This window comes from Ralstonia nicotianae, assembly GCF_018243235.1.
In the GTDB taxonomy this organism is placed as follows: domain Bacteria; phylum Pseudomonadota; class Gammaproteobacteria; order Burkholderiales; family Burkholderiaceae; genus Ralstonia; species Ralstonia nicotianae.
This window is the reverse complement of the sequence record NZ_CP046674.1, coordinates 925,287-944,452: the sequence shown is the minus strand read 5'-3', so window position 1 is coordinate 944,452 and position 19,166 is coordinate 925,287. Positions and strand designations below refer to the sequence as shown.

The 19,166-nt window shown below is 67.6% G+C and carries 18 protein-coding genes; 9 read left to right on the top strand and 9 right to left on the bottom strand.

Features of this window, described 5'->3' with window-relative positions; all coding sequences use genetic code 11:
* Window positions 1-53 precede the first annotated feature (53 nt).
* Window positions 54-2,342 carry an ATP-dependent Clp protease ATP-binding subunit ClpA gene (clpA, locus tag GO999_RS04355; RefSeq protein ID WP_011002381.1) on the bottom strand — a complete coding sequence of 763 codons (2,289 nt, stop codon included), beginning with the start codon at window positions 2,340-2,342 and terminating at the stop codon, window positions 54-56.
* Window positions 2,339-2,665: an ATP-dependent Clp protease adapter ClpS gene (gene clpS, locus GO999_RS04350; RefSeq protein ID WP_011002382.1), complete on the bottom strand. Its 327-nt coding sequence runs from the start codon at window positions 2,663-2,665 to the stop codon at window positions 2,339-2,341. Before clpS ends, clpA begins: the two co-directional genes overlap by 4 nt.
* Before the next feature lie 553 nt (window positions 2,666-3,218).
* Here clpS and GO999_RS04345 point away from each other — a divergent pair.
* Together GO999_RS04345 and GO999_RS04340 are read left to right on the top strand one after the other, a co-directional pair.
* Window positions 3,219-3,422, top strand: coding sequence for a cold-shock protein (locus GO999_RS04345; RefSeq protein WP_011002383.1), 204 nt, complete (start codon window positions 3,219-3,221; stop codon window positions 3,420-3,422).
* Window positions 3,423-4,071: 649 nt separating this feature from the next.
* Window positions 4,072-4,692: a DUF4126 domain-containing protein gene (locus tag GO999_RS04340; protein WP_011002384.1), complete on the top strand. Its 621-nt coding sequence runs from the start codon at window positions 4,072-4,074 to the stop codon at window positions 4,690-4,692.
* 188 nt (window positions 4,693-4,880) lie between these two features.
* On the opposite strand, the gene GO999_RS04335 is transcribed toward GO999_RS04340, so the two are convergent.
* The 3 genes from GO999_RS04335 to icd all read right to left on the bottom strand — a co-directional run bounded on the left by GO999_RS04335 (window position 4,881) and on the right by icd (window position 7,411).
* Window positions 4,881-5,093 carry a hypothetical protein gene (locus GO999_RS04335; RefSeq protein WP_016724132.1) on the bottom strand — a complete coding sequence of 71 codons (213 nt, stop codon included), beginning with the start codon at window positions 5,091-5,093 and terminating at the stop codon, window positions 4,881-4,883.
* A 173-nt stretch (window positions 5,094-5,266) separates the two neighbouring features.
* Entirely contained in the window at window positions 5,267-6,046 is a 780-nt protein-coding gene (locus GO999_RS04330; RefSeq protein WP_426224842.1) for an IS1595 family transposase, read from the bottom strand.
* 114 nt (window positions 6,047-6,160) lie between these two features.
* Window positions 6,161-7,411 carry an NADP-dependent isocitrate dehydrogenase gene (gene icd / locus GO999_RS04325; protein ID WP_016725925.1) on the bottom strand — a complete coding sequence of 417 codons (1,251 nt, stop codon included), beginning with the start codon at window positions 7,409-7,411 and terminating at the stop codon, window positions 6,161-6,163.
* 605 nt (window positions 7,412-8,016) lie between these two features.
* Between icd and GO999_RS04320 the strand changes: the two genes are divergently transcribed.
* From GO999_RS04320 to GO999_RS04300, 5 genes are all read left to right on the top strand, one after another.
* Window positions 8,017-8,220: a hypothetical protein gene (locus GO999_RS04320; protein ID WP_011002408.1), complete on the top strand. Its 204-nt coding sequence runs from the start codon at window positions 8,017-8,019 to the stop codon at window positions 8,218-8,220.
* Between the two features lie 191 nt (window positions 8,221-8,411).
* Window positions 8,412-9,920: a metallophosphoesterase gene (locus GO999_RS04315; RefSeq protein WP_211906574.1), complete on the top strand. Its 1,509-nt coding sequence runs from the start codon at window positions 8,412-8,414 to the stop codon at window positions 9,918-9,920.
* Window positions 9,917-11,266, top strand: a complete 1,350-nt coding sequence (locus GO999_RS04310; protein ID WP_211906573.1) for a cytochrome-c peroxidase — start codon at window positions 9,917-9,919, stop codon at window positions 11,264-11,266. The genes GO999_RS04315 and GO999_RS04310 overlap by 4 nt, the downstream gene beginning before the upstream one ends.
* Before the next feature lie 93 nt (window positions 11,267-11,359).
* The gene (locus tag GO999_RS04305; RefSeq protein ID WP_011002411.1) at window positions 11,360-11,812 is read left to right on the top strand and encodes a DUF192 domain-containing protein; all 453 of its coding nucleotides are present in this window, start codon (window positions 11,360-11,362) and stop codon (window positions 11,810-11,812) included.
* Window positions 11,813-11,849: 37 nt separating this feature from the next.
* A complete protein-coding gene (locus GO999_RS04300) occupies window positions 11,850-12,812 on the top strand; it encodes an MBL fold metallo-hydrolase (RefSeq protein WP_211906572.1) in 963 nt (320 codons plus the stop codon).
* An 18-nt stretch (window positions 12,813-12,830) separates the two neighbouring features.
* On the opposite strand, the gene GO999_RS04295 is transcribed toward GO999_RS04300, so the two are convergent.
* The 3 genes from GO999_RS04295 to GO999_RS04285 all read right to left on the bottom strand — a co-directional run bounded on the left by GO999_RS04295 (window position 12,831) and on the right by GO999_RS04285 (window position 15,292).
* On the bottom strand, window positions 12,831-13,286 hold the full coding sequence (locus tag GO999_RS04295) for an MliC family protein (protein ID WP_011002413.1): 456 nt from the start codon (window positions 13,284-13,286) through the stop codon (window positions 12,831-12,833).
* A gap of 58 nt (window positions 13,287-13,344) precedes the next feature.
* Entirely contained in the window at window positions 13,345-14,310 is a 966-nt protein-coding gene (locus tag GO999_RS04290; RefSeq protein ID WP_011002414.1) for a LysR substrate-binding domain-containing protein, read from the bottom strand.
* A 64-nt stretch (window positions 14,311-14,374) separates the two neighbouring features.
* On the bottom strand, window positions 14,375-15,292 hold the full coding sequence (locus GO999_RS04285) for a LysR family transcriptional regulator (protein ID WP_028860901.1): 918 nt from the start codon (window positions 15,290-15,292) through the stop codon (window positions 14,375-14,377).
* Window positions 15,293-15,366: 74 nt separating this feature from the next.
* On the opposite strand from GO999_RS04285, the gene GO999_RS04280 reads away from it, so the two are divergent.
* Window positions 15,367-16,923, top strand: a complete 1,557-nt coding sequence (locus tag GO999_RS04280) for an MFS transporter (protein ID WP_011002416.1) — start codon at window positions 15,367-15,369, stop codon at window positions 16,921-16,923.
* A 3-nt stretch (window positions 16,924-16,926) separates the two neighbouring features.
* Here GO999_RS04280 and GO999_RS04275 read toward each other — a convergent pair whose 3' ends face one another.
* The gene (locus tag GO999_RS04275) at window positions 16,927-17,337 is read right to left on the bottom strand and encodes a DoxX family protein (protein ID WP_011002417.1); all 411 of its coding nucleotides are present in this window, start codon (window positions 17,335-17,337) and stop codon (window positions 16,927-16,929) included.
* Between the two features lie 128 nt (window positions 17,338-17,465).
* On the opposite strand from GO999_RS04275, the gene GO999_RS04270 reads away from it, so the two are divergent.
* Window positions 17,466-19,097 (top strand): gamma-glutamyltransferase family protein, encoded by a 1,632-nt coding sequence (locus tag GO999_RS04270; RefSeq protein WP_165591197.1) that lies wholly within the window; start codon window positions 17,466-17,468, stop codon window positions 19,095-19,097.
* Window positions 19,098-19,166 lie beyond the last annotated feature (69 nt).

Genomic DNA, 19,166 nt, shown 5'->3' with positions numbered 1-19,166 from the left:
TAAAAAAACGGCCCGGGATTTCCGGGCCGTTTTGCTTGGGAACCACCGAACCGTCAGGCTTCCGCCTCTTCCTGTGCGGGCGCGGGCGGCGCCTCGTTCTCGGAGAACTCCAGCTTGACCGCGTCGGCATCGTCCAGGTCCACCGCCACCTTGCCGCCGTTGACCAGCTTGCCGAACAGCAGCTCGTCGGCCAGCGCCTTGCGGATCATGTCCTGGATCAGGCGCTGCATCGGCCGCGCGCCCATCAGCGGGTCGAAGCCCTTCTTCGCCAGGAAGCGGCGCAGCTTCTCGGTGAAGACGGCGTCCACCTTCTTCTCGTGCAGCTGCTCTTCCAGCTGCATCAGGAACTTGTCGACCACGCGCAGGATGATGTCCTCGTCCAGCGAGCGGAAGCTGATGGTCGCATCCAGGCGGTTGCGGAACTCCGGCGTGAACATCCGCTTGATATCGGCCATCTCGTCGCCCTGCTCGCGCGTCGTGGTGAAGCCGATGGTGGCCTTGTTCATCGTCTCGGCGCCCGCGTTGGTCGTCATGACGATGATCACGTTGCGGAAATCCGCCTTGCGGCCGTTGTTGTCCGTCAGCGAGCCGTGGTCCATCACCTGCAGCAGGATGTTGAAGATGTCCGGGTGGGCCTTCTCGATTTCGTCCAGCAGCAGCACGCAGTGCGGCTTCTTGGTGATGGCCTCGGTCAGCAGGCCGCCCTGGTCGAACCCGACGTAGCCCGGAGGCGCGCCGATCAGCCGGCTCACCGCATGGCGTTCCATGTACTCCGACATGTCGAAGCGGATCAGCTCGATGCCCAGGATGAACGCCAGCTGCTTGGCGACCTCGGTCTTGCCGACGCCGGTCGGGCCGGAGAACAGGAACGAGCCGATCGGCTTGTCGGTCTTGCCCAGCCCGGCACGCGACATCTTGATGGCCGAAGCCAGCGCGTCGATGGCCGGGTCCTGCCCGAACACGACCGACTTCAGATCGCGCTCCAGCGTCTGCAGCTTGCTGCGGTCGTCCTGCGACACGCTTTGCGGCGGGACACGGGCGATGCGCGACACGATGTCTTCAATCTCGCCCTTGCCGATGGTCTTCTTCTGCTTCGACTTCGGCAGGATGCGCTGCGCCGCGCCGGCCTCGTCGATCACGTCGATCGCCTTGTCCGGCAGGTGGCGGTCAGTAATGAAACGCGCCGACAGCTCAGCCGCCGCCGTCAGGGCGGACGCCGCGTACTTGACGCCGTGGTGCTCCTCGAACCGCGACTTCAGCCCACGCAGGATCTGCACGGTCTGGTCAATGGACGGCTCCACCACGTCGATCTTCTGGAAGCGCCGCGACAGCGCCGCGTCCTTCTCGAAGATGCCCCGGTATTCGGTGAAGGTGGTCGCGCCGATGCACTTGAGCGCGCCCGACGACAGCGCCGGCTTGAGCAGGTTGCTCGCGTCCAGCGTGCCGCCCGATGCGGCGCCGGCGCCGATCAGCGTATGGATTTCGTCGATGAACAGGATCGCGTTCGGGTTGTCCTTGAGCGACTTCAGCACGCCCTTGAGCCGCTGCTCGAAGTCGCCACGATACTTGGTGCCGGCCAGCAGCGCGCCCATGTCGAGCGAATACACCACAGACCGGGCCAGGATGTCCGGCACCTCGCCCTTGGTGATGCGCCATGCCAGCCCTTCGGCGATCGCCGTCTTGCCGACGCCCGCCTCGCCCACCAGCAGCGGATTGTTCTTGCGGCGACGGCACAGCACCTGCACCACGCGCTCGACTTCCTGCTCGCGGCCGATCAGCGGATCGATCTTGCCGGCCTTGGCCAGCGCGTTCAGGTTCTGGGTGAACTGCTCCAGCGGGCTTTCCTTGCCGTCGCCGGCTTCGCCCTCCGGGTTGCTGTCGCCGTGCTTGGCCGGCTCGGCCTGGTCCTTGCGGATGCCGTGGCTGATGAAGTTGACGACGTCCAGCCGCGTCACGCCCTGCTGCTGCAGGTAGTAGACCGCGTGGGAGTCCTTCTCGCCGAAGATGGCCACCAGCACATTGGCGCCCGTCACCTCCTTCTTGCCGTTGGAGGTCGACTGCACGTGCATGATGGCGCGCTGGATCACGCGCTGGAAGCCCAGCGTCGGCTGCGTGTCCACCTCGTCCGTGCCCGGCACCACCGGCGTGTTGTCGGCGATGAAGTTCTTCAGGTGCGTGCGGAGGTCTTCGATGTTGGCGGCGCAGGCGCGCAGCACTTCCGCCGCCGTCGGATTGTCCAGCAGCGCAAGCAGCAGATGCTCCACCGTAATGAATTCGTGGCGAGCCTGGCGGGCTTCGACAAACGCCATGTGCAGGCTGACTTCCAGTTCTTGCGCGATCATGCTTCCTCCATCACGCACTGCAGGGGGTGGCCCGCCTGCCGTGCATGGGTTGATACCAATTCCACTTTCGTCGCGGCGATATCCCGGGTGTAGATACCGCACACGCCCCTACCTTCCCGATGCACAGTCAGCATGATCTGTGTAGCGGTCTCCCGGTCTTTGCTGAAATATTGCTGCAGAATCATCACGACGAATTCCATCGGGGTGTAGTCGTCGTTGAGCAACAGGACCTTGTACATGGCGGGCGGTTTGAGCGCTTGCTCTTTCCGCTCCAGTACGGTGCCTGCGTCGTGTTGTGGAGTGGTCGCTTGCCGGATTGCCATGGTCTTATTCTAACCACTCCTTTCGAGTTCGCAATTTGGGGAAATGACACCGAGTTCAAGCCCTGCAAACGGTTTGGCCCTGCCGGTGTCCGTTCAACGGCACCCGCGCGGCAGCGCCATCCCGCCCGCGCGTGTGCAACGGCGATCGGCCGTGGTTCCGCAGATGGGGCTGCCCGGGCAAAATTCGAGGGAATGCTCTGAAAAAACTGACCGTTTTTCACGACAGCCCCACCGTCCGCAGCCTTGACACGCTGTGGCTTTCCTCGAACAATCGGATGCAACATGTGCGCTCCACTGCGCCGGGAACACGGCGGCGACGGGCCTCATGCATGGTGAGCCGGGGAGGCCTCACCCCAGTCGACGACAGCTCGACGCACCGCTTCAGGCTGTGGCACCCGCCACGAGAAGACCGATCGCTGACGGCGCGGTTTCGCAACCGCGCCTTTTGTCGTGTATGGCGCGCGACGGACAAGCGATGACTGCGCGGTCCGCTCTGCTCTGCCCGACAGGCACCGCATCCCCGCTCGGACTTGTGTATCCACGGAGGGGTTCTATGGCAAACGGTACGGTCAAGTGGTTCAACGACGCCAAGGGTTTTGGCTTCATCTCGCCCGACGAGGGCGGCGAAGAGCTGTTCGCGCATTTCTCGGCGATCCAGATGAACGGTTTCAAGACGCTCAAGGAAGGCCAGCGCGTCGCGTTCGACGTGACACAGGGCCCGAAGGGCAAGCAGGCCACCAACATCCAGGCCGCCTGATCCGCGTCGCCGACACCCCGCCGGCCTGGCGAGGGTGACCGACCCGCAGAAAGCCCGGCACCGCGCCGGGCTTTTTGCTGCCCGTCTGCGCAGGATGCCGGCCCTGCCGCTCCGAGACGCGACCATGGGGACTTGCAGTCCAGGCACCGCTACCGCATCCGGCTCGAGTGCATCCGGCACCCGCCGCGAATATCCATGCACCAAGGCGCGCCCTCCTTTCAATACATCTACATCAAACCCGCCGTTGCCACCCGCAACCGATACGGAAGCGAAGCCTGTCGCCCTCCAACGAAAGTGACGGAAACGCTATGTCATGGCCCCGCGCTCCACTGGGCCCGTACCGCAAAACAGCCGTCCCGGCACATCCGCGGTACGCGGAAGATTGTTTAGATTTGTCCCGGGGACCCCGGGTTACATTGGCGGCGTCGCGACAAGCGAGAGAGACGCTGGCGCGGCGACACCCGAAGGAGGTCAACGACCTCCCCCTTCGCTCGCCAAGCGTCCCCCCCGGCGCTTGGCGTTTTTTTCGTACGGGCCCTGCATCGCCAGCCGCGCGCATCCCGGGGCCGCCTGCGCGAGCGCGTACTACACTGCCTGCATCAGCACAGCACGCCCGCCCCCTTGGCCGACGGAACCTGCGAGGAGTCTCATGCTGGAAACCGCCGCGCTGGCCGCGGGCTTGTCCTGGACCAGCGGATTCCGCCTCTATCTCGCAGTCTTCGCGGCGGGCGCCCTGGCACGCGCCGGATGGCTGCACCTGCCGCCCGGCCTGCACGCCCTCGAATCCTGGTGGGTGATTGCGCTGGCCGGCGTACTGGCCATCGCGGAATTCCTCGCCGACAAGGTGCCGGGCTTCGACTCGGTCTGGGACGGCATCCACACCTTCATCCGGATTCCCGCCGGCGCCATCCTTGCAGCCGGCGCATTCGGGCAGCTCGATCCGCAGTGGATGGTCGCCGCCGGACTGGTCGGCGGCACGCTGGCCGGGGCCGCCCATGCCACCAAGGCCAGCACGCGCGCGCTGATCAACGTGTCGCCGGAACCGTTCTCGAACTGGGCGGCCTCGTTCAGTGAAGACGTGGCGGCCAGCGGCGGGCTGCTGATGGCGTTCTTTCTGCCGGTGGCGTTCCTGGTGGGGCTGGGACTCCTGCTGCTGGTCGTGCTGTGGCTGCTGCCCAAGTTGTGGCGCGGCATGCGGCGGCTGCGGGACACGGTGAGCCGGCGGACGCCGGAGCCCCCGCCCGCCCGGCCACCGCGCTCGGTGGACTGACCCGGCGGCTACCGAGCACTGAGCGGCGCGCAAGAGCATCCGGACACCCGCGCCACGGCGCGGCGGGCAGCACGTGCCCACCGCGAATGCCAGGGCACCGGCCGCCGGTGCCGTGCCCCGGCCCGATACCTGCGGCCCGGGGTCTGACGTACGGATAGAGACGGTCGCATGATGGCGTCCTCCCCCGCTCAGCCGTGGGTGTGCGGAAATGCGACGCTCAGCATCAGGCCGAGGAATTCGTAGGCGAGCAGCGCCGTCAACGGCACCGCCGCGATCGCCAGCCCGACTTCCCAATGCAGCGCGGTAATGGCCAGCTCGCGCCCGGCCCGCTTGCGCGAGGCTTTCACGAACCAGCGTTCCGGATGTCCGTAACTTGCGATGATTTCCGTGTCGTCTTGCATGATCCGCCCCTTGGTGGCACAGCACACAGCAACGCGGCGGGTTCTGGCGTTCCCAGGACCGGCCTCTCGTAGAACAGGCAAGTCCAATCTAGCTTTGCGGTTTGGGGTAACCGTAAATCTTTGTCAACGCCGGCGCGGCTTCCCGCTGCGGCCGGCAAACAAAAAGGTAATTCCTACCCAAACCGGACCAAAATGGGTTGAATTTCGAGGGTAGGAGTTGCCTGCGGAAGCTTACGCAGCAAGGGTTTCAGGTCCTCATCGCGATGGTTAAATCGGTAGCAGGTTTCAGCCAAGTAAAGATGGAAGAATTTACGGGGCACGCCACGGTACGGATAGAGCCAGTTTTTAGGGTAGCTCCAGAAGCCCTCGATACCGTTGATGTGGTCCCTGCCCACCGGTTTGCCCTTCTCCTTACGCACCACCACGTGGTCACCTCGTAAGCGCAACGTGGCATAGGCCTGCCAGGCGTCGGTGTAGTACAGCGAGCCCTCTCGCGAGTGGGCCTGGATCTGGTCCATGATGGCCGCCTGATCGTGCTGAGCGATCGGCGCTGCCTTCACCTCGCCGTTGCGTTTGACGATGCCGAAGACCACCACCTTGCCGGCTGCTCCCCAACCACGTTTGCCGTGCCGAGCCCCGCCAAACGTGGTTTCGTCGCATTCCAGCGCGCCGGCGAACGGCTCACGCAACTGCTCTTGCTGGGCCATGCAGGCGCGGATCAGCCGATAGAAACGCTCGCGCGATTTGGTGCTGACCGAGGTGTCGAAACGCTGCCGATACACCGGCACACCGAGCACAAACAATTCCAGCAAATGTGTCTTCTCGCGACTGCTCAGACGCACTGAATCCCACACCGACGTCCAACTGAACCGCTTGCCGCAGGCACGGCACTTCAGCCGTCCATCGGACAGCTTGTATGGCCTGCTTGCAGAACACTCAGGGCGTCGTTTCATCGACGGACCAGGGTAACTCTGGTCCGGTTTGGGTGGGAATTACCAAATAAAAAACCCCGGAGATCGTTGATCTACCGGGGTTTCTGGTTCGCCATGAAATGCGGCGAAACGAGCTTACATATGGTCGATCATCACCTGACCAAAGCCCGAGCACGACACCTGCGTCGCGCCTTCCAGCAGGCGGGCGAAGTCGTACGTGACCTTCTTCGACAGGATCGACTTCTCGATCGACGAGATGATCAGGTCAGCGGCTTCCGTCCAGCCCATGTGGCGCAGCATCATTTCGGCCGACAGGATTTCCGAACCCGGGTTCACGTAGTCCTTGCCGGCGTACTTCGGAGCCGTGCCGTGGGTGGCCTCGAACATCGCGACGGAGTCGCTCAGGTTCGCGCCCGGGGCGATGCCGATGCCGCCGACCTGTGCTGCCAGCGCGTCGGAGATGTAGTCGCCGTTCAGGTTCAGCGTCGCCACCACCGAGTACTCGGCCGGACGCAGCAGGATCTGCTGCAGGAAGGCGTCGGCAATCGCGTCCTTGACGACGATTTCCTTGCCCGTCTTCGGGTTCTTGAACTTGCACCACGGACCGCCGTCGATCAGCTCGGCGCCGAATTCCTTTTGCGCCAGCGCGTAGGCCCAGTCACGGAAACCGCCTTCCGTGAACTTCATGATATTGCCCTTGTGCACGATCGTGACCGACGGCTTGTCGTTGTCGATCGCGTACTGGATGGCCTTGCGCACCAGGCGCTCAGTGCCTTCCTTCGAGACCGGCTTGACGCCGATGCCCGAGGTCTCCGGGAAGCGGATCTTCTTAACGCCGAACTCGTCCTGCAGGATCTTGATCAGCTTCTTGGCCTTGTCGCTCTGGGCTTCGAACTCGATGCCGGCGTAGATGTCTTCCGAGTTCTCGCGGAAGATGACCATGTCGGTCTTCTCCGGCTCCTTGACCGGCGAGGGCACGCCCTTGAAGTAGCGCACCGGGCGCAGGCAGACGTACAGGTCCAGCTCCTGGCGCAGCGCCACGTTCAGCGAACGGATGCCGCCGCCCACCGGCGTCGTCAGCGGGCCCTTGATCGAGACCACGTAGTCCTTGAGGACCTGCAGGGTTTCTTCCGGCAGCCACACGTCCGGGCCGTACACCTTGGTCGACTTCTCGCCGGCGTAGATTTCCATCCAGGAAATCTTGCGCTTGCCGGCATAGGCCTTCTCCACGGCCGCGTCCACCACCTTGATCATCACGGGGGTGATATCGAAGCCGGTGCCGTCGCCCTCGATGTAAGGAATGATGGGGTTATCGGGGACGTTCAGGGAGAAGTCTTGGTTGACGGTGATCTTCTCTCCGGCCGGGACCTTGATGTGTTGGTACATGACGACTCCAGTGCAGACCGCTGATACGCGGATGAACGGTGGGGTTTGACAGCACAGCGCGCCGAGCTGGCCGGCTGGCGCGCTGCAATGAACTGGCGATTCTAGCGGTCAACGATGACGCTCTCACGATGCATCGCACAATCCGCAACTCTTATATAAGACACAAGAGTGAATCCCGCATTATGCCGGAAAATTTCGCTATCCGCCATATTCGGGGCGGGATGCCGGCGGGCCCTGCCGGGCGGTGTCTCGGCGATCCGACATCGGCGCGGATGCCGGACGGGCGCCGTGCAACGACCGGTGGCCGCGTCGCGGCTTGTGCGGTCGACAGGGCATCCGCGGCAAGGCGGGCACGCACGGTCCGAAGACGACCGGCAGGCGCGTCGGGACGGCGCTGCCCGGCCGGCATCGGGCCACGTGCCCCAGGCACTTTTTTTGCGCAATGCAACATCCGTCACGCGCGGCCGGACGCCCGCCGCCGCTCCGTCGTCTTCCCAAAAAAAATTCGCGGCGGTGTGTCAACGCGGCCTTCACCCCCTGCGTTATTGCAGATGACTCATTTAGCGGGTCGTTGGTTAACTCACTGATCTATAAAAGGATTTACCATGAAGAAGCTGATCGCTGCCCTGATCGCCGGCCTGTTCGCCACCGGTGTGTTCGCTCAAGCCTCCGCTCCGGCTGCTGAAGCTGCTGCTCCGGCCGCTGAAAAGGCTGCTCCGAAGAAGGCCAAGAAGGCCAAGAAGCACCACGCCAAGAAGGAAAAGGCTGCTGCCGCTGACGCAGCTTCGGCTCCGGCTGCCAAGCAGTAAGTTGCGATCCGGCCGGACCGCTCGCGGTTCGGCTAGCGCAGGAAAAGCAGATGCTCATGCATCTGCTTTTTTTTTTGCCCGCGAATAACGCGCCCTCGTCCGTCCGGCGGAACCTGCGGTGCTGTCAAAATAGCGCCATCTGGTTTGGGTACCGTGCCGCTTCCTCGCAACAGGCAGAGAAGGGGCGGCGCATGGAAATTCGATCGATGTTCCCGACGGTGCGCCACGCACGTACCGCCTGCACGATGGCCACACTCGCTGCACTGACCGCCGCTGCCATCATCGCCGGCTGCGGCGACACCTCCGATTCCGGCGCGGGGACGGCCACGCCGGCCGATGCCGCCACGGCCGACGCCAACATCCAGGCGGCCTGGGTCGAGATCGACGACAGCAACCAGGCCGTGGTGCGCGCCGTCACCCGCTACACGAACGACGCATCGCCGACCGACAGTTCCGTCTGCCCGCTGCTGACCGTGGACGGCACGGCCACCCGCATGAGCCTGCGCGTGGCCGCCGGCATCGTGCCGCAGCGGACCACCGCGAGCGCGGCCAGTGACTCGAAAGCGTCCGCCTTCCCGGTCAGCGCCTGCGAAGCGACGGTGCCGGCCGGCGCCCAGGCGGTGTCGATCGGCCCGCGCGCGCTGCCGCTGCCCAAGGCCAGCCCGCAGCGCGTGGTGATCCTGGCCGATACCGGCTGCCGCCTGAAGACGTCCAGCAATACCTTCCAGGCGTGCTCGGATGCCACGCAATGGCCGTTCGCCACCGCCGCGGCCACGGCCGCCGCGATGAACCCCGACCTGGTGCTGCACGTGGGCGACTACCACTACCGCGAAAACGCCTGCCCGTCGGATGTGGCCGGCTGCCAGGACAGTCCCTGGGGCTACGGCTGGGATGCGTGGCAGGCCGACCTGTTCCAGCCCGCCGCCCCGCTGCTGGCCGCCGCCCCATGGGTGGTGGTGCGCGGCAACCATGAGGAATGCGCGCGCGCCGGCCAGGGCTGGTTCCGTTTCCTGGATCCGCGCGCCTACTCGGCCGCGCGCTCCTGCGACGACCCCGCCAACGACACCACGGCCAATGCCTCGGAGCCGTACGCCGTGACCATCGGCACCGATACACAGGTGATCGTGTTCGATTCCGCGAAAGCGGGCACGAAGGCGCTGGCGACCACCGACCCGTGGTTCCAGACCTACCAGAAGCAGTTCAGCACGGTCGGCACGCTGGCCGCCAGGCCGGGCGTGATGTCGATCTTCACCAACCACCACCCGATCCTGGGCTTCGTGCCGATCTCGGGCGGCACGCCGCTGGGCGGCAACGCAGCACTGCTGTCGGTGATGAGCAGCCTGAACGCCACCGCCTACTATCCGCCCGGCGTGCAGGTCGCCCTGCACGGCCACGTGCATGATTTCCAGGCCATCAACTTCAGCAGCAACCATCCGGCGACCATCGTCGCGGGCAATGCCGGGGATTCGCTGGACGTGGCCCTGCCCGATCCGTTCCCGTCGATCAGCCCGGCCTCGGGCGTGACGGTCGGCAACCTCTCGCACAACAACGCGTTCGGCTTCATGGTGATGGACCGCCAGCCGGCGCCCGCCACCGGCTGGCTGTTCAAGGCCTACACCGTCGCCGGCAAGCTGTTGACCACCTGCACGCAGAACGGCACCAGCCTGGTCTGCGACAAGACGGGATTCGTCGCGCCTTGAGCGGATCGACGATCTGGCGCCGCGTCGCCGGCACTGCCGTGCTGGTCGCCGCGCTCGTCCCGGGTGCGGCGGGGGCCGGATCGGTCGGCGACACGCCCAGGCTGGATGCCGTGCCGCCGCCCGCCGAAGCCGCGTCGTTCCGGCCGGACCCGAACCTGGTCGCGCTGGGCAAGCGGGTGTTCTTCGATCCGCGCCTGTCGGAGCCGCGGGGCACCGCGTGCGCGGCGTGCCACGATCCGGCGCGCGCCTTCGCCCCGACGCTGACCGGCGAGGCGCTGCACGCCGGCGTGCCGGCCGGCAGCCGCCCGGGGCATCTGGCGCCGCGCAGCGCGCCGTCGCTGCTGTACATCCGGTACCTTCCGCGCCGCTACTTCTTCCAGGACGACGACGCCAGCTTCCCCTCGCCGTTCGGTGGCTTCTTCGCCGACGGGCGCGCCGATTCCATCGCCGAGCAGATCCGCGGGCCGCTGTTCAGCCCGGACGAAATGGGCAACCGCTCGCCGCGCGCGCTGCTGCGCAAGGTAGCCGGGACCGACCTCGGCGAGGCGCTTGCGCGGCAGTTCGGCGCCGGGGCCGTGCGCGATCCCGAGCGGATGATCGGCGCGCTCGGCCAGGCGCTGGAGGCGTATTTCCGCAGCGACGAAATGGCGCCCTTCAGCTCGCGCTTCGACGCGTTCCTGCGCCACCGCGCGCCGCTGTCGCCGGCCGAGATGCGCGGACTGGCGCTGTTCCGCAACCCGGACAAGGGCAACTGCGCGGCGTGCCACACCATGGTGGAGTCGTCGTCGCGGCCGGAGCGCTCGCTGTTCACCGATTTCGGCTACGACGCCATCGCAGCGCCGCGCAACCCGCTGCTGCCGGCCAACCGGGATCCGCGGCACTTCGATCTCGGCCTGTGCCGCACCGCGCGCGCGCTCAAGTGGCCCGAGCCCGACCAATGGTGCGGCTATTTCCGCACCGCCGGGCTGCGCAACGTGGCCGTGCGCCAGACCTTCATGCACAACGGCGTATTCCGCACGCTGCGCGACGCCGTGGCCTTCTATGCCACGCGCTCGACCGATCCGGCCCAGTGGTATCCGGGCGGCCGGCGCTTCGACGACGTGCCCGCCCGCCACCAGGGCAATGTCAACGTGAACGCCGTGCCGATGAACCGCCGCCCGGGCACGGCGCCGGCGCTGACCGACGACGAGATCGACGACATCGTCGCCTTCCTGCGCACCCTGACCGACGCGCGCTACGTGGCGCGGATGCCCGACCCGGCTGCGGACAAGGCCCGCCCGGCACAGGCCACGGGGCCCGCCGGACCGACGGTCGCCGCCGAACGCCGCGCCGCCAATACGCCGTAACAACTTCGGCGGCCGGGCACCGCGCCGCCGCATTGACGGCGGCGGGCCGAGTGCCGATCATGGAACGTTTCGTTGGCTCTCCCTCTCTGCCCCATGACCACCCTGTCCCGCCTTCTTGCCGGCCTGTCCCTGGCCGTGGCCGCCACCGGCGCGCTCGCGCAGACGCCGACCGGACCGAACACCGGCCTGCCCACCGTCGACCTGACCATCGGCATGTACAAGGTCCATACCGAAGTGGCCGCCACGCAGCCGGCGCGCGAGACCGGCCTGATGTTCCGCAAGTCGATGCCCGACACGGCCGGCATGCTGTTCGTGTTCGACGAATCGGCGCGCCACTGCTTCTGGATGAAGAACACCGACCTGCCGCTGTCGATCGCCTTCATCGACGACAACGGCGTCATCACGGATATCGCGGAGATGAAGCCGCAGACCGAGGACAACCACTGCCCCACCCGGCCGGGCCTCTACGCGCTGGAAATGAACAAGGGCTGGTTCACCCGCAAGGGGATCAAGGTCGGCACCAAGGTCGGCTCGCTGCCCCGCTGACACGACAACCCATCCGACCGGACGAGGAAACCACCGCATGCAAGCTTTCGACAACAACCGTCGCCGCTGGATGCGGCAGGCCGGGGCGCTGGCCGCCGGCTCCGTCGCCGCGTCGTCCGGGGTGTGGCCGCTGGCCTCGCGGGCGACGCAGCCCCAGGGCACGCGCCTGATCCTGCTCGGCACCGGCGGCGGGCCGACGCCCAAGAAGAACCGCTCGGCGCCGGCGCAGGTGATCGTCATCAACGGCGTGTCGTACGTGGTGGATTGCGGCAACGGCGTCGCGCGCCAGTACGTGAGCGCTGGCCTCACGCTCAAGGCGATCCGCCACGTCTTCATCACGCACCAGCATTCCGACCACAACGCCGACTACGGCGCGCTGATGCTGCTGGCCTGGGGCACCGACCTGACCGGCCCGGTCGATACATGGGGCCCGCCCCCGCTGGCCGCGATGACGGCCAGGTTCCTGGAACTGTACGACTACGACATCCGCACCCGCATCGCCGACGAGGGCCGCCCACCGCTGGCGCCGATGCTCCATCCGCACGAACTGACCGAAGGCGGCCTGGTGATGCAGGACGCCAACGTGATGGTGACCAGCGCGCTGGTCAAGCACCCGCCGGTGTCGCCGGCCTTTGCCTACCGCTTCGATGCGGCGGACCGCTCCATCGTCATCTCGGGCGATACCGCGCCCAGCGAGAACCTGGTGCGCCTGGCCCACGGCGCCGACGTGCTGGTGCACGAGGTGATGCACCTGCCATCGCTGGACAAACTGTTGTCCACCGAGCCGAATGCCAAGACGCTGCGCGAGCACCTGCTGGCAAGCCACACGTCCGCCGAGGACGTCGGCCGCATCGCGACCGAGGCCAAGGTGAAGACGCTGGTGCTGTCGCACTTCGTGCCGGGCGGCTATCCGTATCTGGACGATGCGGCGTGGCTCGACGCCGTGCGCCCGCACTTCAAGGGCGAGATCATCGTGGGGCGCGACCTGCTGGAGATCTGATCCGATGCGCCGGCGCGCCTAGCGCGCCTCGGCGCAATCGCGATAGACCGTGCTGCGGCTGGCGGGCAGGGTTTCGTCGGTCAGGAAGCCGGTGGGGCCCTTGGTCCACCAGACGTACCGGCCGGAGGCATAGCGCGCGCCCGAGCCGGAGACGACATTGGCGAACACCAGCGTCTTGCCGTCGAGCACGATGGTGGCCAGCGGCGTATCGCCCACCGTCATGTATTTCACCGTCAGCGACTTGCCGTCCTGGCACGCGTAGCGCACGTCGCGCGGGTCGCGGATCGGCAGGGCGGCGTAGGCGCGGGCCTGGTCGATGGCCTTGTCGATGCCGGCCTTGGCGAAATCGAGCGCCGTGTTCATGTCTTCGGACGACATGCCGGGCACGGGCGAGGATTGCGCCCGCGCCGGCTCGCCGGACACCCCGGCTAGCACGGCCACACTGAGCACCACGGCACACGGGAGTCTGCGCATCGGGTCGGTCTCCTGGGAAGGCAACGAAAGCCGGTTAGACGCGGATGCCGCCGAAAAGTTAGCCGGGCGCGTCGCCGGCGTCACCGTCGGGCGACAGCACGAAGGACACCGGCCCCAGCCGCTCGGGCAGTGCGTCGGAGAGCGCGCGGGCGGCCTGCGCGAAGCACGCCACCAGGCTGTCGGCCAGCGACGACGGCGCGTGATGCTCGGCGCGCATGGCGCGGACCTCGAAGGTCTGCGCGGGCTCCAGCGCAAACAGGGCGATGCGGTCCATGCTGCCGGTGGCGGCCGTGAACTGATCCAGCATCGTCACGCCCAGCGCCTCTTCCACCAGCGAACGAGCCAGCGAATACGTCTGCACCTCCAGCGTCGACCGGGGCGCGAGACCGCTGCGCGCCAGCGTCTGGCCGACCAGCGAGCCGATCGACATCTGGTCTTCCAGCGCAATGAAGGGCCGTTCGGCGACCATGCGATGCAGCGCCGGCCCATCGGCCCCCGCATCGACCCAGGCGCGCGGCGCGGCCAGCAGGATGCGCCCCTGCGCCACCGGCGTGGTGCCAATGGCCGGATGCACCGGCGGCGCGAAGGCGAAGCCGACGTCGATGTCCTGCGACAGCAGCCCCTGCACGATCTCGGCGGTGTGGTGCGTGAACACGCGCACCTGGGTATCGGGATGGCGCTGCGAGAAATGCCGCACCGCCGGCGCGAGGATGCTCGGCGCCAGGCTGGGCGTGGCCGCCACGCGCAGCCGCCCCGCGCCCTTGTGGCGCAGGTTGGCCGAGACGCGCCGCACGCGCTCGACCTCCTGGTACAGCCGCTCGACCTCGGTGAACAGCTCGAAGGCCTCGGCGGTCGGCTGCAGCCGGCCCTTGGTGCGGTCGAACAGGCGGAAGCCGAGCTGCAGCTCGGTGTGCTGCAGCACGCGCGTCACCACCGGCTGCGACACGGCCAGCATGCGGGCCGCCTCGCTGACGGTGCCGACCAGCATCACGGCGCGGAACACTTCGATCTGGCGCAGGCGCATGGCGGCGCGGTCCTCGGTCAACCATCCGGAAACGTTGATTGTGGCATCCGGTGCAAGCCCTCGCCTAGGCCTGGGCACCGGGCATCGGCGTGGCCGCCGTCCCCTGCGCCTCCAGCGCGTCGAGGAAGACCCGCACCTTGCGCGGCACCAGCTTGCGCGCGGGCATCAGCGCGTAGACCCGCAGCGGTGTCGGCTCGTAGTCGGACAGCACGCGCACCAGGCGTCCGGTCTCGACTTCCGCGTCGCCCACCGAGCGCGCCATGCGGGCCACGCCCAGGCCGCGCACCGCGGCGCGAGCGCGCATCTCGGCGTTGAGCGTCTGCAGGCGGGGCTGGATCGGCACTTCGAAGGGCTCGGCGGTGGGCGCCCCGGCCGGCCGGAACACCCAGCTGGCATCGTCCGGGCCGGACAGGCACGGCCAGCCGGACAGGTCGGCGGGTGCGGCGAGCGGCGCGCGCCCGGCCAGCAGGGACGGCGCCGCATACAGCGCGCGCGGGATCATCACCACGCGGCGCGCCACCAGCGACGAATCGGCCAGGGTCTGGTCCACCATCACGAACACGATGTCGTAGCCGCTGGCGAGCAGGTCGGGCTGCTCCCACGAGATGTGCACCTGGATCTGCAGGTTGGGGAAGCGCGCCAGCGTCTGGCAGACCGGCTCGGTCAGGTGCTGCGCGCCGACCTCGTACGGCGCGGCGATGCGCAGCGTGCCGGAGACGGTCTCGCTGGCGGCGGTCGTGTCAGCGTGGACTTCGCGCAGGCGCTCGAACAGCGGCGCGATGTCGTCGTAGAAGTGCGAGCCGGCTTCGGTCAGCCGCAGTTGGCGCGTGGTGCGCGTGAGCAGGCGCACGCCCAGCGACGCCTCCAGCCGCGAGACGGCGGCGCTGGCGCTGGATTTGGGGATGCCCAGCGCCTCGGCGGCGGCGGTGAAGCTCCCCGCCTCCACCACGCGGCAGAAGGTCTCCCAGTCGTTCCACTCCATTGTTCGCATGACTGGACAGTGTTCCCAGAGTTGAGCGTTTATCCGGCGGGCGGCCAAGTTTATGCTCGGCTCCCATGTCGCTGCAAATCCTGCCGCCCGCGTCGATGCGGGCATTCCCGCATTTCTCGTCCGCCCGCATCCACGCCTTCGGCCTGGCGATGGGGCTGTCGACCGGGCTCGATTTCGTGTCGTCGCAGATGATGGCCGTGGCGGGGCAGCATATCCAGGGCGGCGTGCACGCCGATCCGCAGGCGTACCTGTACGCCGTCACCGCCTATGCCGTGGCGGCGGTGGTCGCCAACCTGGCCATCGGACGGATCGCGGCGCGCATCGGCTACCGCATGTTCTCGCTGATCGGCATTGTGCTGTTCGGCGTCGGCTGCGTGGTGTGCGCGCAGTCCAACAGCATCGACATGCTCGTCGCCGGCCGGGCCATCCAGGGGCTGGGCGCGGGCGGGCTGTTCTCGGCGTCGCGCATCCTGGTGCAGCTGACCACCGACCCCGACGAGCGCATCGCCCCCATGCTGATGTTCAGCGTCGGCCTGTTCGGCCTGACCACCATCGCGCCCTGGATCTGCGCCGAGGTGCTCGAATACAGCGAGTGGCGCGTGATCTTCTGGCTGGAGCTGCTGCTGGCGGCGGCGGCCTGGCTGGCGATGTTCTTCCTGCCGCCGGAGCGCCACCAGCCGCGCACCCGCGCCGCGCGCCGGCCGCACGAGGCGCCGCCGGCCGAGGGCCGCCTGGACTGGATCGGCGTGGGCGCGATCGCGATCGGCGCGCTGGCGTTCCTGATGGGCCTGTCGGAGCTGCGCTACAACCGGCTGACCGCTACGCCCGCGATTCCCCTGCTGCTGCTCGGCGGCGCGGCCGGGCTGCTGCTGGCTGTGCACCGCCTGCGCACGCATCCGGACCCATGGCTGGACCTGACGCGCCTGAACGGCCGCCGCTACCTGTGGGGCATCGGCTTCTACGGCATCTATTACCTGATGAGCGGGATCTGGTCGTACCTGTTCCCGGCGGTGTCGCAGGGCGGGCTGGGCTTCACGTTTCGCACCACCACGCTGTTCCTGATGATCAGCGGCGCGGTGTCGATGGTGGTGGCGATGATCTTCACGATCTGGCTGCCGTTCTTCTTCCGCAAGCGCCGGGTGATCGCCATCGGCTTCGGCATCTACGCGGCCGCGGCGCTGCTGCTGGCGACCAGCCTGATGCCGGGGGCGCCGGACTATGCCTTCTTCCCGGTGTCGTTCCTGGAAGGCATGACGCCGGGCGCGGTGATGATCCAGGTGGCGATGATGACCTACCTCGACCTCGACCGCGAAGACTTCGCGCATGGCTACCAGATGAAGAACATCGCGCGCCAGTTCGCCACGGCGGTCGGCACCGGGCTGGCGGCCACGATGCTGCAGACGCAGCAGGCGGAATCGCGCGCGCTGATCGTCGCGCATGTCACGCGCTTCACGGCAGACCTGCAAGCCGCCGGCCCGCTGACGGCCGACCGGCTGGCGCGCCTGTCGGCCGAGATCGACCGCCAGGCCACGCTGCTGGCCGGCACGCAGCTGTTCAGCGGGTTCGCCGTGGCGTGCGGCGTGTTCGCGGTGGTGGTGATGGTCCAGCGCTCGCTGCGCTGAGCGCTAGGATTTCTGCAACGCGTACTTGCCCGCGCCCGTCACGGACAGCAGGATCAGGCCGCCCATGATGCTGAGGTTCTTGTAGAACTGCACCATGTTGGCGGTCTGCATCGCACCCTCGACGTTCCAGTAGGTATGGGCGATCAGCGCGGTGCCCAGCACGAACAGCGCCATCAGCAGCGCCAGCGGGCGGGTCCAGAAGCCGATCAGCAGAGCGATGCCCACGCCGAACTCCATGATCACCGCGACGATGGCCGCGAGCATCGGCATCGGCGCGCCCACCGTCCCCATGTAGCCGACGGTGGCGGAAAAACCGGTCAGTTTGCCCCAGCCGGAAATCAGGAACAGGAGCATCATCAGCACGCGACCGAGCAGGATGAGCTCGTCGCGCCAACGTTCGATGGCTGCGTTCATGGCGGCCTCCAGGCCGAGTGGCAGATACCTCAAGTCTAGGCGCTGACCGTGCCAAGTGTGGTTTCGAGCGCATCGAGTATGGGCCGAATCACACGTAATCTATGAGCCGCCTCCCTTTCCTCGCGCGCATGTCCCACCATCGCTTCGCCTGGCAGAACCCCTATCCCACCGTGCGCATTCCGCTGTTCGCGCGCAATGTCGTATCGACCTCGCATCCGCTGGCGGCGCAGGCGGGACTGCGCATGCTGCTGGCCGGCGGCAGCGCGGTCGACGCGGCGATCGCGGCGGCGGCTATGCTCACCATCGTCGAACCGGTGTCGTGCGGCCTGGGCAGCGATGCCTTCGCCATCCTGTGGGACGGTGCCCGCCTGTACGGCCTCAATGCGTCGGGCGCCGCGCCGCAGGACTGGAGCCTCGGCTACTTCCGCCGCAAGTACGGCGAAGACGCCCACGGCCACCCCAGGCGCCCCACGCGCGGCTGGGACACGGTGACGGTGCCGGGCGCCGTCTCGGCCTGGGCGACCCTGCATGAACGCTTCGGCAAGCTACCGTTCGCCGATGTGCTGGAGCCGGCGGCGGAGATCGCAGAACGCGGCCACGCCATCGCCCCCATCGTCGCGCACAAGTGGGCGGCGGCGATCCCCGAGCTGCACGGCCAGCCCGGCTACGCACAGGCCTTCATGCCGCACGGCCGCGCCCCCGAAGTGGGCGAGAAATTCCTCCTGCGCGATGCGGCCGCCACGCTGCGCCGCATCGGCGAAACGCGCGGGCGCGACTTCTATGAAGGCGAGCTTGCCGAGCGCATCGCCGCGCATGCGCATGCATGCGGCGGCGCGCTGACCGCGCAAGACCTGCGCGACCACCGGCCCGAATGGGTCACGCCGATCCAGCAGCGCTACCGCGGCTACGACGTGCACGAGCTTCCGCCCAACGGCCAGGGCATCGCAGCGCTCGCAGCGCTGGGCATCCTCGAGCGCTTCGACCTCGGCGCCCTGCCGGTCGATTCGGCGGATACGCTGCACCTGCAGATCGAGGCGATGAAGCTGGCGTTCGCCGATCTCTACCGCTACGTGGCCGACCCGCGCGCGATGGACGTCACGCCGGAGCAGATGCTCGACGACAGCTACCTCGACGCGCGTGCCAGGCGCATCGACATGGGCCGCGCCGGCCATCCGGGCTTCGGCATGCCGCGTGCCGGCGGCACCGTCTATCTGAGCGCGGCCGACGAGCGCGGCATGATGGTCTCGTTCATCCAGTCCAACTACATGGGCTTCGGGTCGGGCGTGGTGGTGCCGGGTACCGGCATCAGCCTGCAGAACCGGGGCGTCGGCTTCTCGATGGATGCGCGCTCGGCCAACGTGGTGGAAGGCGGCAAGCGGCCGTTCCATACCATCATCCCGGCGTTCCTGACGCGGGACGGCGCGCCGGTGATGAGCTTCGGCGTGATGGGCGGCGACATGCAGCCGCAAGGCCATCTGCAAACGCTGGTGCGCATGCTCGACTACCACCAGCAGCCGCAGGCCGCCTGCGATGCGCCGCGCTGGAAGGTCAACCGCGATTTCACGCTCGACGTGGAAGCCGCGCTGAACGCCGACACCGTCGCCGCCCTGCGGGCGCGGGGCCACCGGCTCAAGGCGGTGGCCGATCCGTACATGGATTTCGGCGCGGGCCAGTTCATCTGGCGCCTGTCCGACGATGCCGACCACGGCTACGTGGCCGCCAGCGACAGCCGCCGCGACGGGCACGCCGTCGGATACTGAGCGCCAAACCCATCCGACACATCGCCGCGGGCTCCCAAGCCCCCTGCTCAGGTCGTGCGATGCGCCCGC

Excerpts from the sequence above, each read along its gene's own strand:
- clpA (WP_011002381.1), bottom strand. The coding sequence starts at position 2,342 with ATGATCGCGCAAGAACTGGAAGTCAGCCTGCACATGGCGTTTGTCGAA.
- clpS (WP_011002382.1), bottom strand. The coding sequence starts at position 2,665 with ATGGCAATCCGGCAAGCGACCACTCCACAACACGACGCAGGCACCGTA.
- GO999_RS04345 (WP_011002383.1), top strand. The coding sequence starts at position 3,219 with ATGGCAAACGGTACGGTCAAGTGGTTCAACGACGCCAAGGGTTTTGGC.
- GO999_RS04340 (WP_011002384.1), top strand. The coding sequence starts at position 4,072 with ATGCTGGAAACCGCCGCGCTGGCCGCGGGCTTGTCCTGGACCAGCGGA.
- GO999_RS04335 (WP_016724132.1), bottom strand. The coding sequence starts at position 5,093 with ATGCAAGACGACACGGAAATCATCGCAAGTTACGGACATCCGGAACGC.
- GO999_RS04330 (WP_426224842.1), bottom strand. The coding sequence starts at position 6,046 with ATGAAACGACGCCCTGAGTGTTCTGCAAGCAGGCCATACAAGCTGTCC.
- icd (WP_016725925.1), bottom strand. The coding sequence starts at position 7,411 with ATGTACCAACACATCAAGGTCCCGGCCGGAGAGAAGATCACCGTCAAC.
- GO999_RS04320 (WP_011002408.1), top strand. The coding sequence starts at position 8,017 with ATGAAGAAGCTGATCGCTGCCCTGATCGCCGGCCTGTTCGCCACCGGT.
- GO999_RS04315 (WP_211906574.1), top strand. The coding sequence starts at position 8,412 with ATGGAAATTCGATCGATGTTCCCGACGGTGCGCCACGCACGTACCGCC.
- GO999_RS04305 (WP_011002411.1), top strand. The coding sequence starts at position 11,360 with ATGACCACCCTGTCCCGCCTTCTTGCCGGCCTGTCCCTGGCCGTGGCC.
- GO999_RS04300 (WP_211906572.1), top strand. The coding sequence starts at position 11,850 with ATGCAAGCTTTCGACAACAACCGTCGCCGCTGGATGCGGCAGGCCGGG.
- GO999_RS04295 (WP_011002413.1), bottom strand. The coding sequence starts at position 13,286 with ATGCGCAGACTCCCGTGTGCCGTGGTGCTCAGTGTGGCCGTGCTAGCC.
- GO999_RS04290 (WP_011002414.1), bottom strand. The coding sequence starts at position 14,310 with ATGCGCCTGCGCCAGATCGAAGTGTTCCGCGCCGTGATGCTGGTCGGC.
- GO999_RS04285 (WP_028860901.1), bottom strand. The coding sequence starts at position 15,292 with ATGGAGTGGAACGACTGGGAGACCTTCTGCCGCGTGGTGGAGGCGGGG.
- GO999_RS04280 (WP_011002416.1), top strand. The coding sequence starts at position 15,367 with ATGTCGCTGCAAATCCTGCCGCCCGCGTCGATGCGGGCATTCCCGCAT.
- GO999_RS04275 (WP_011002417.1), bottom strand. The coding sequence starts at position 17,337 with ATGAACGCAGCCATCGAACGTTGGCGCGACGAGCTCATCCTGCTCGGT.
- GO999_RS04270 (WP_165591197.1), top strand. The coding sequence starts at position 17,466 with ATGTCCCACCATCGCTTCGCCTGGCAGAACCCCTATCCCACCGTGCGC.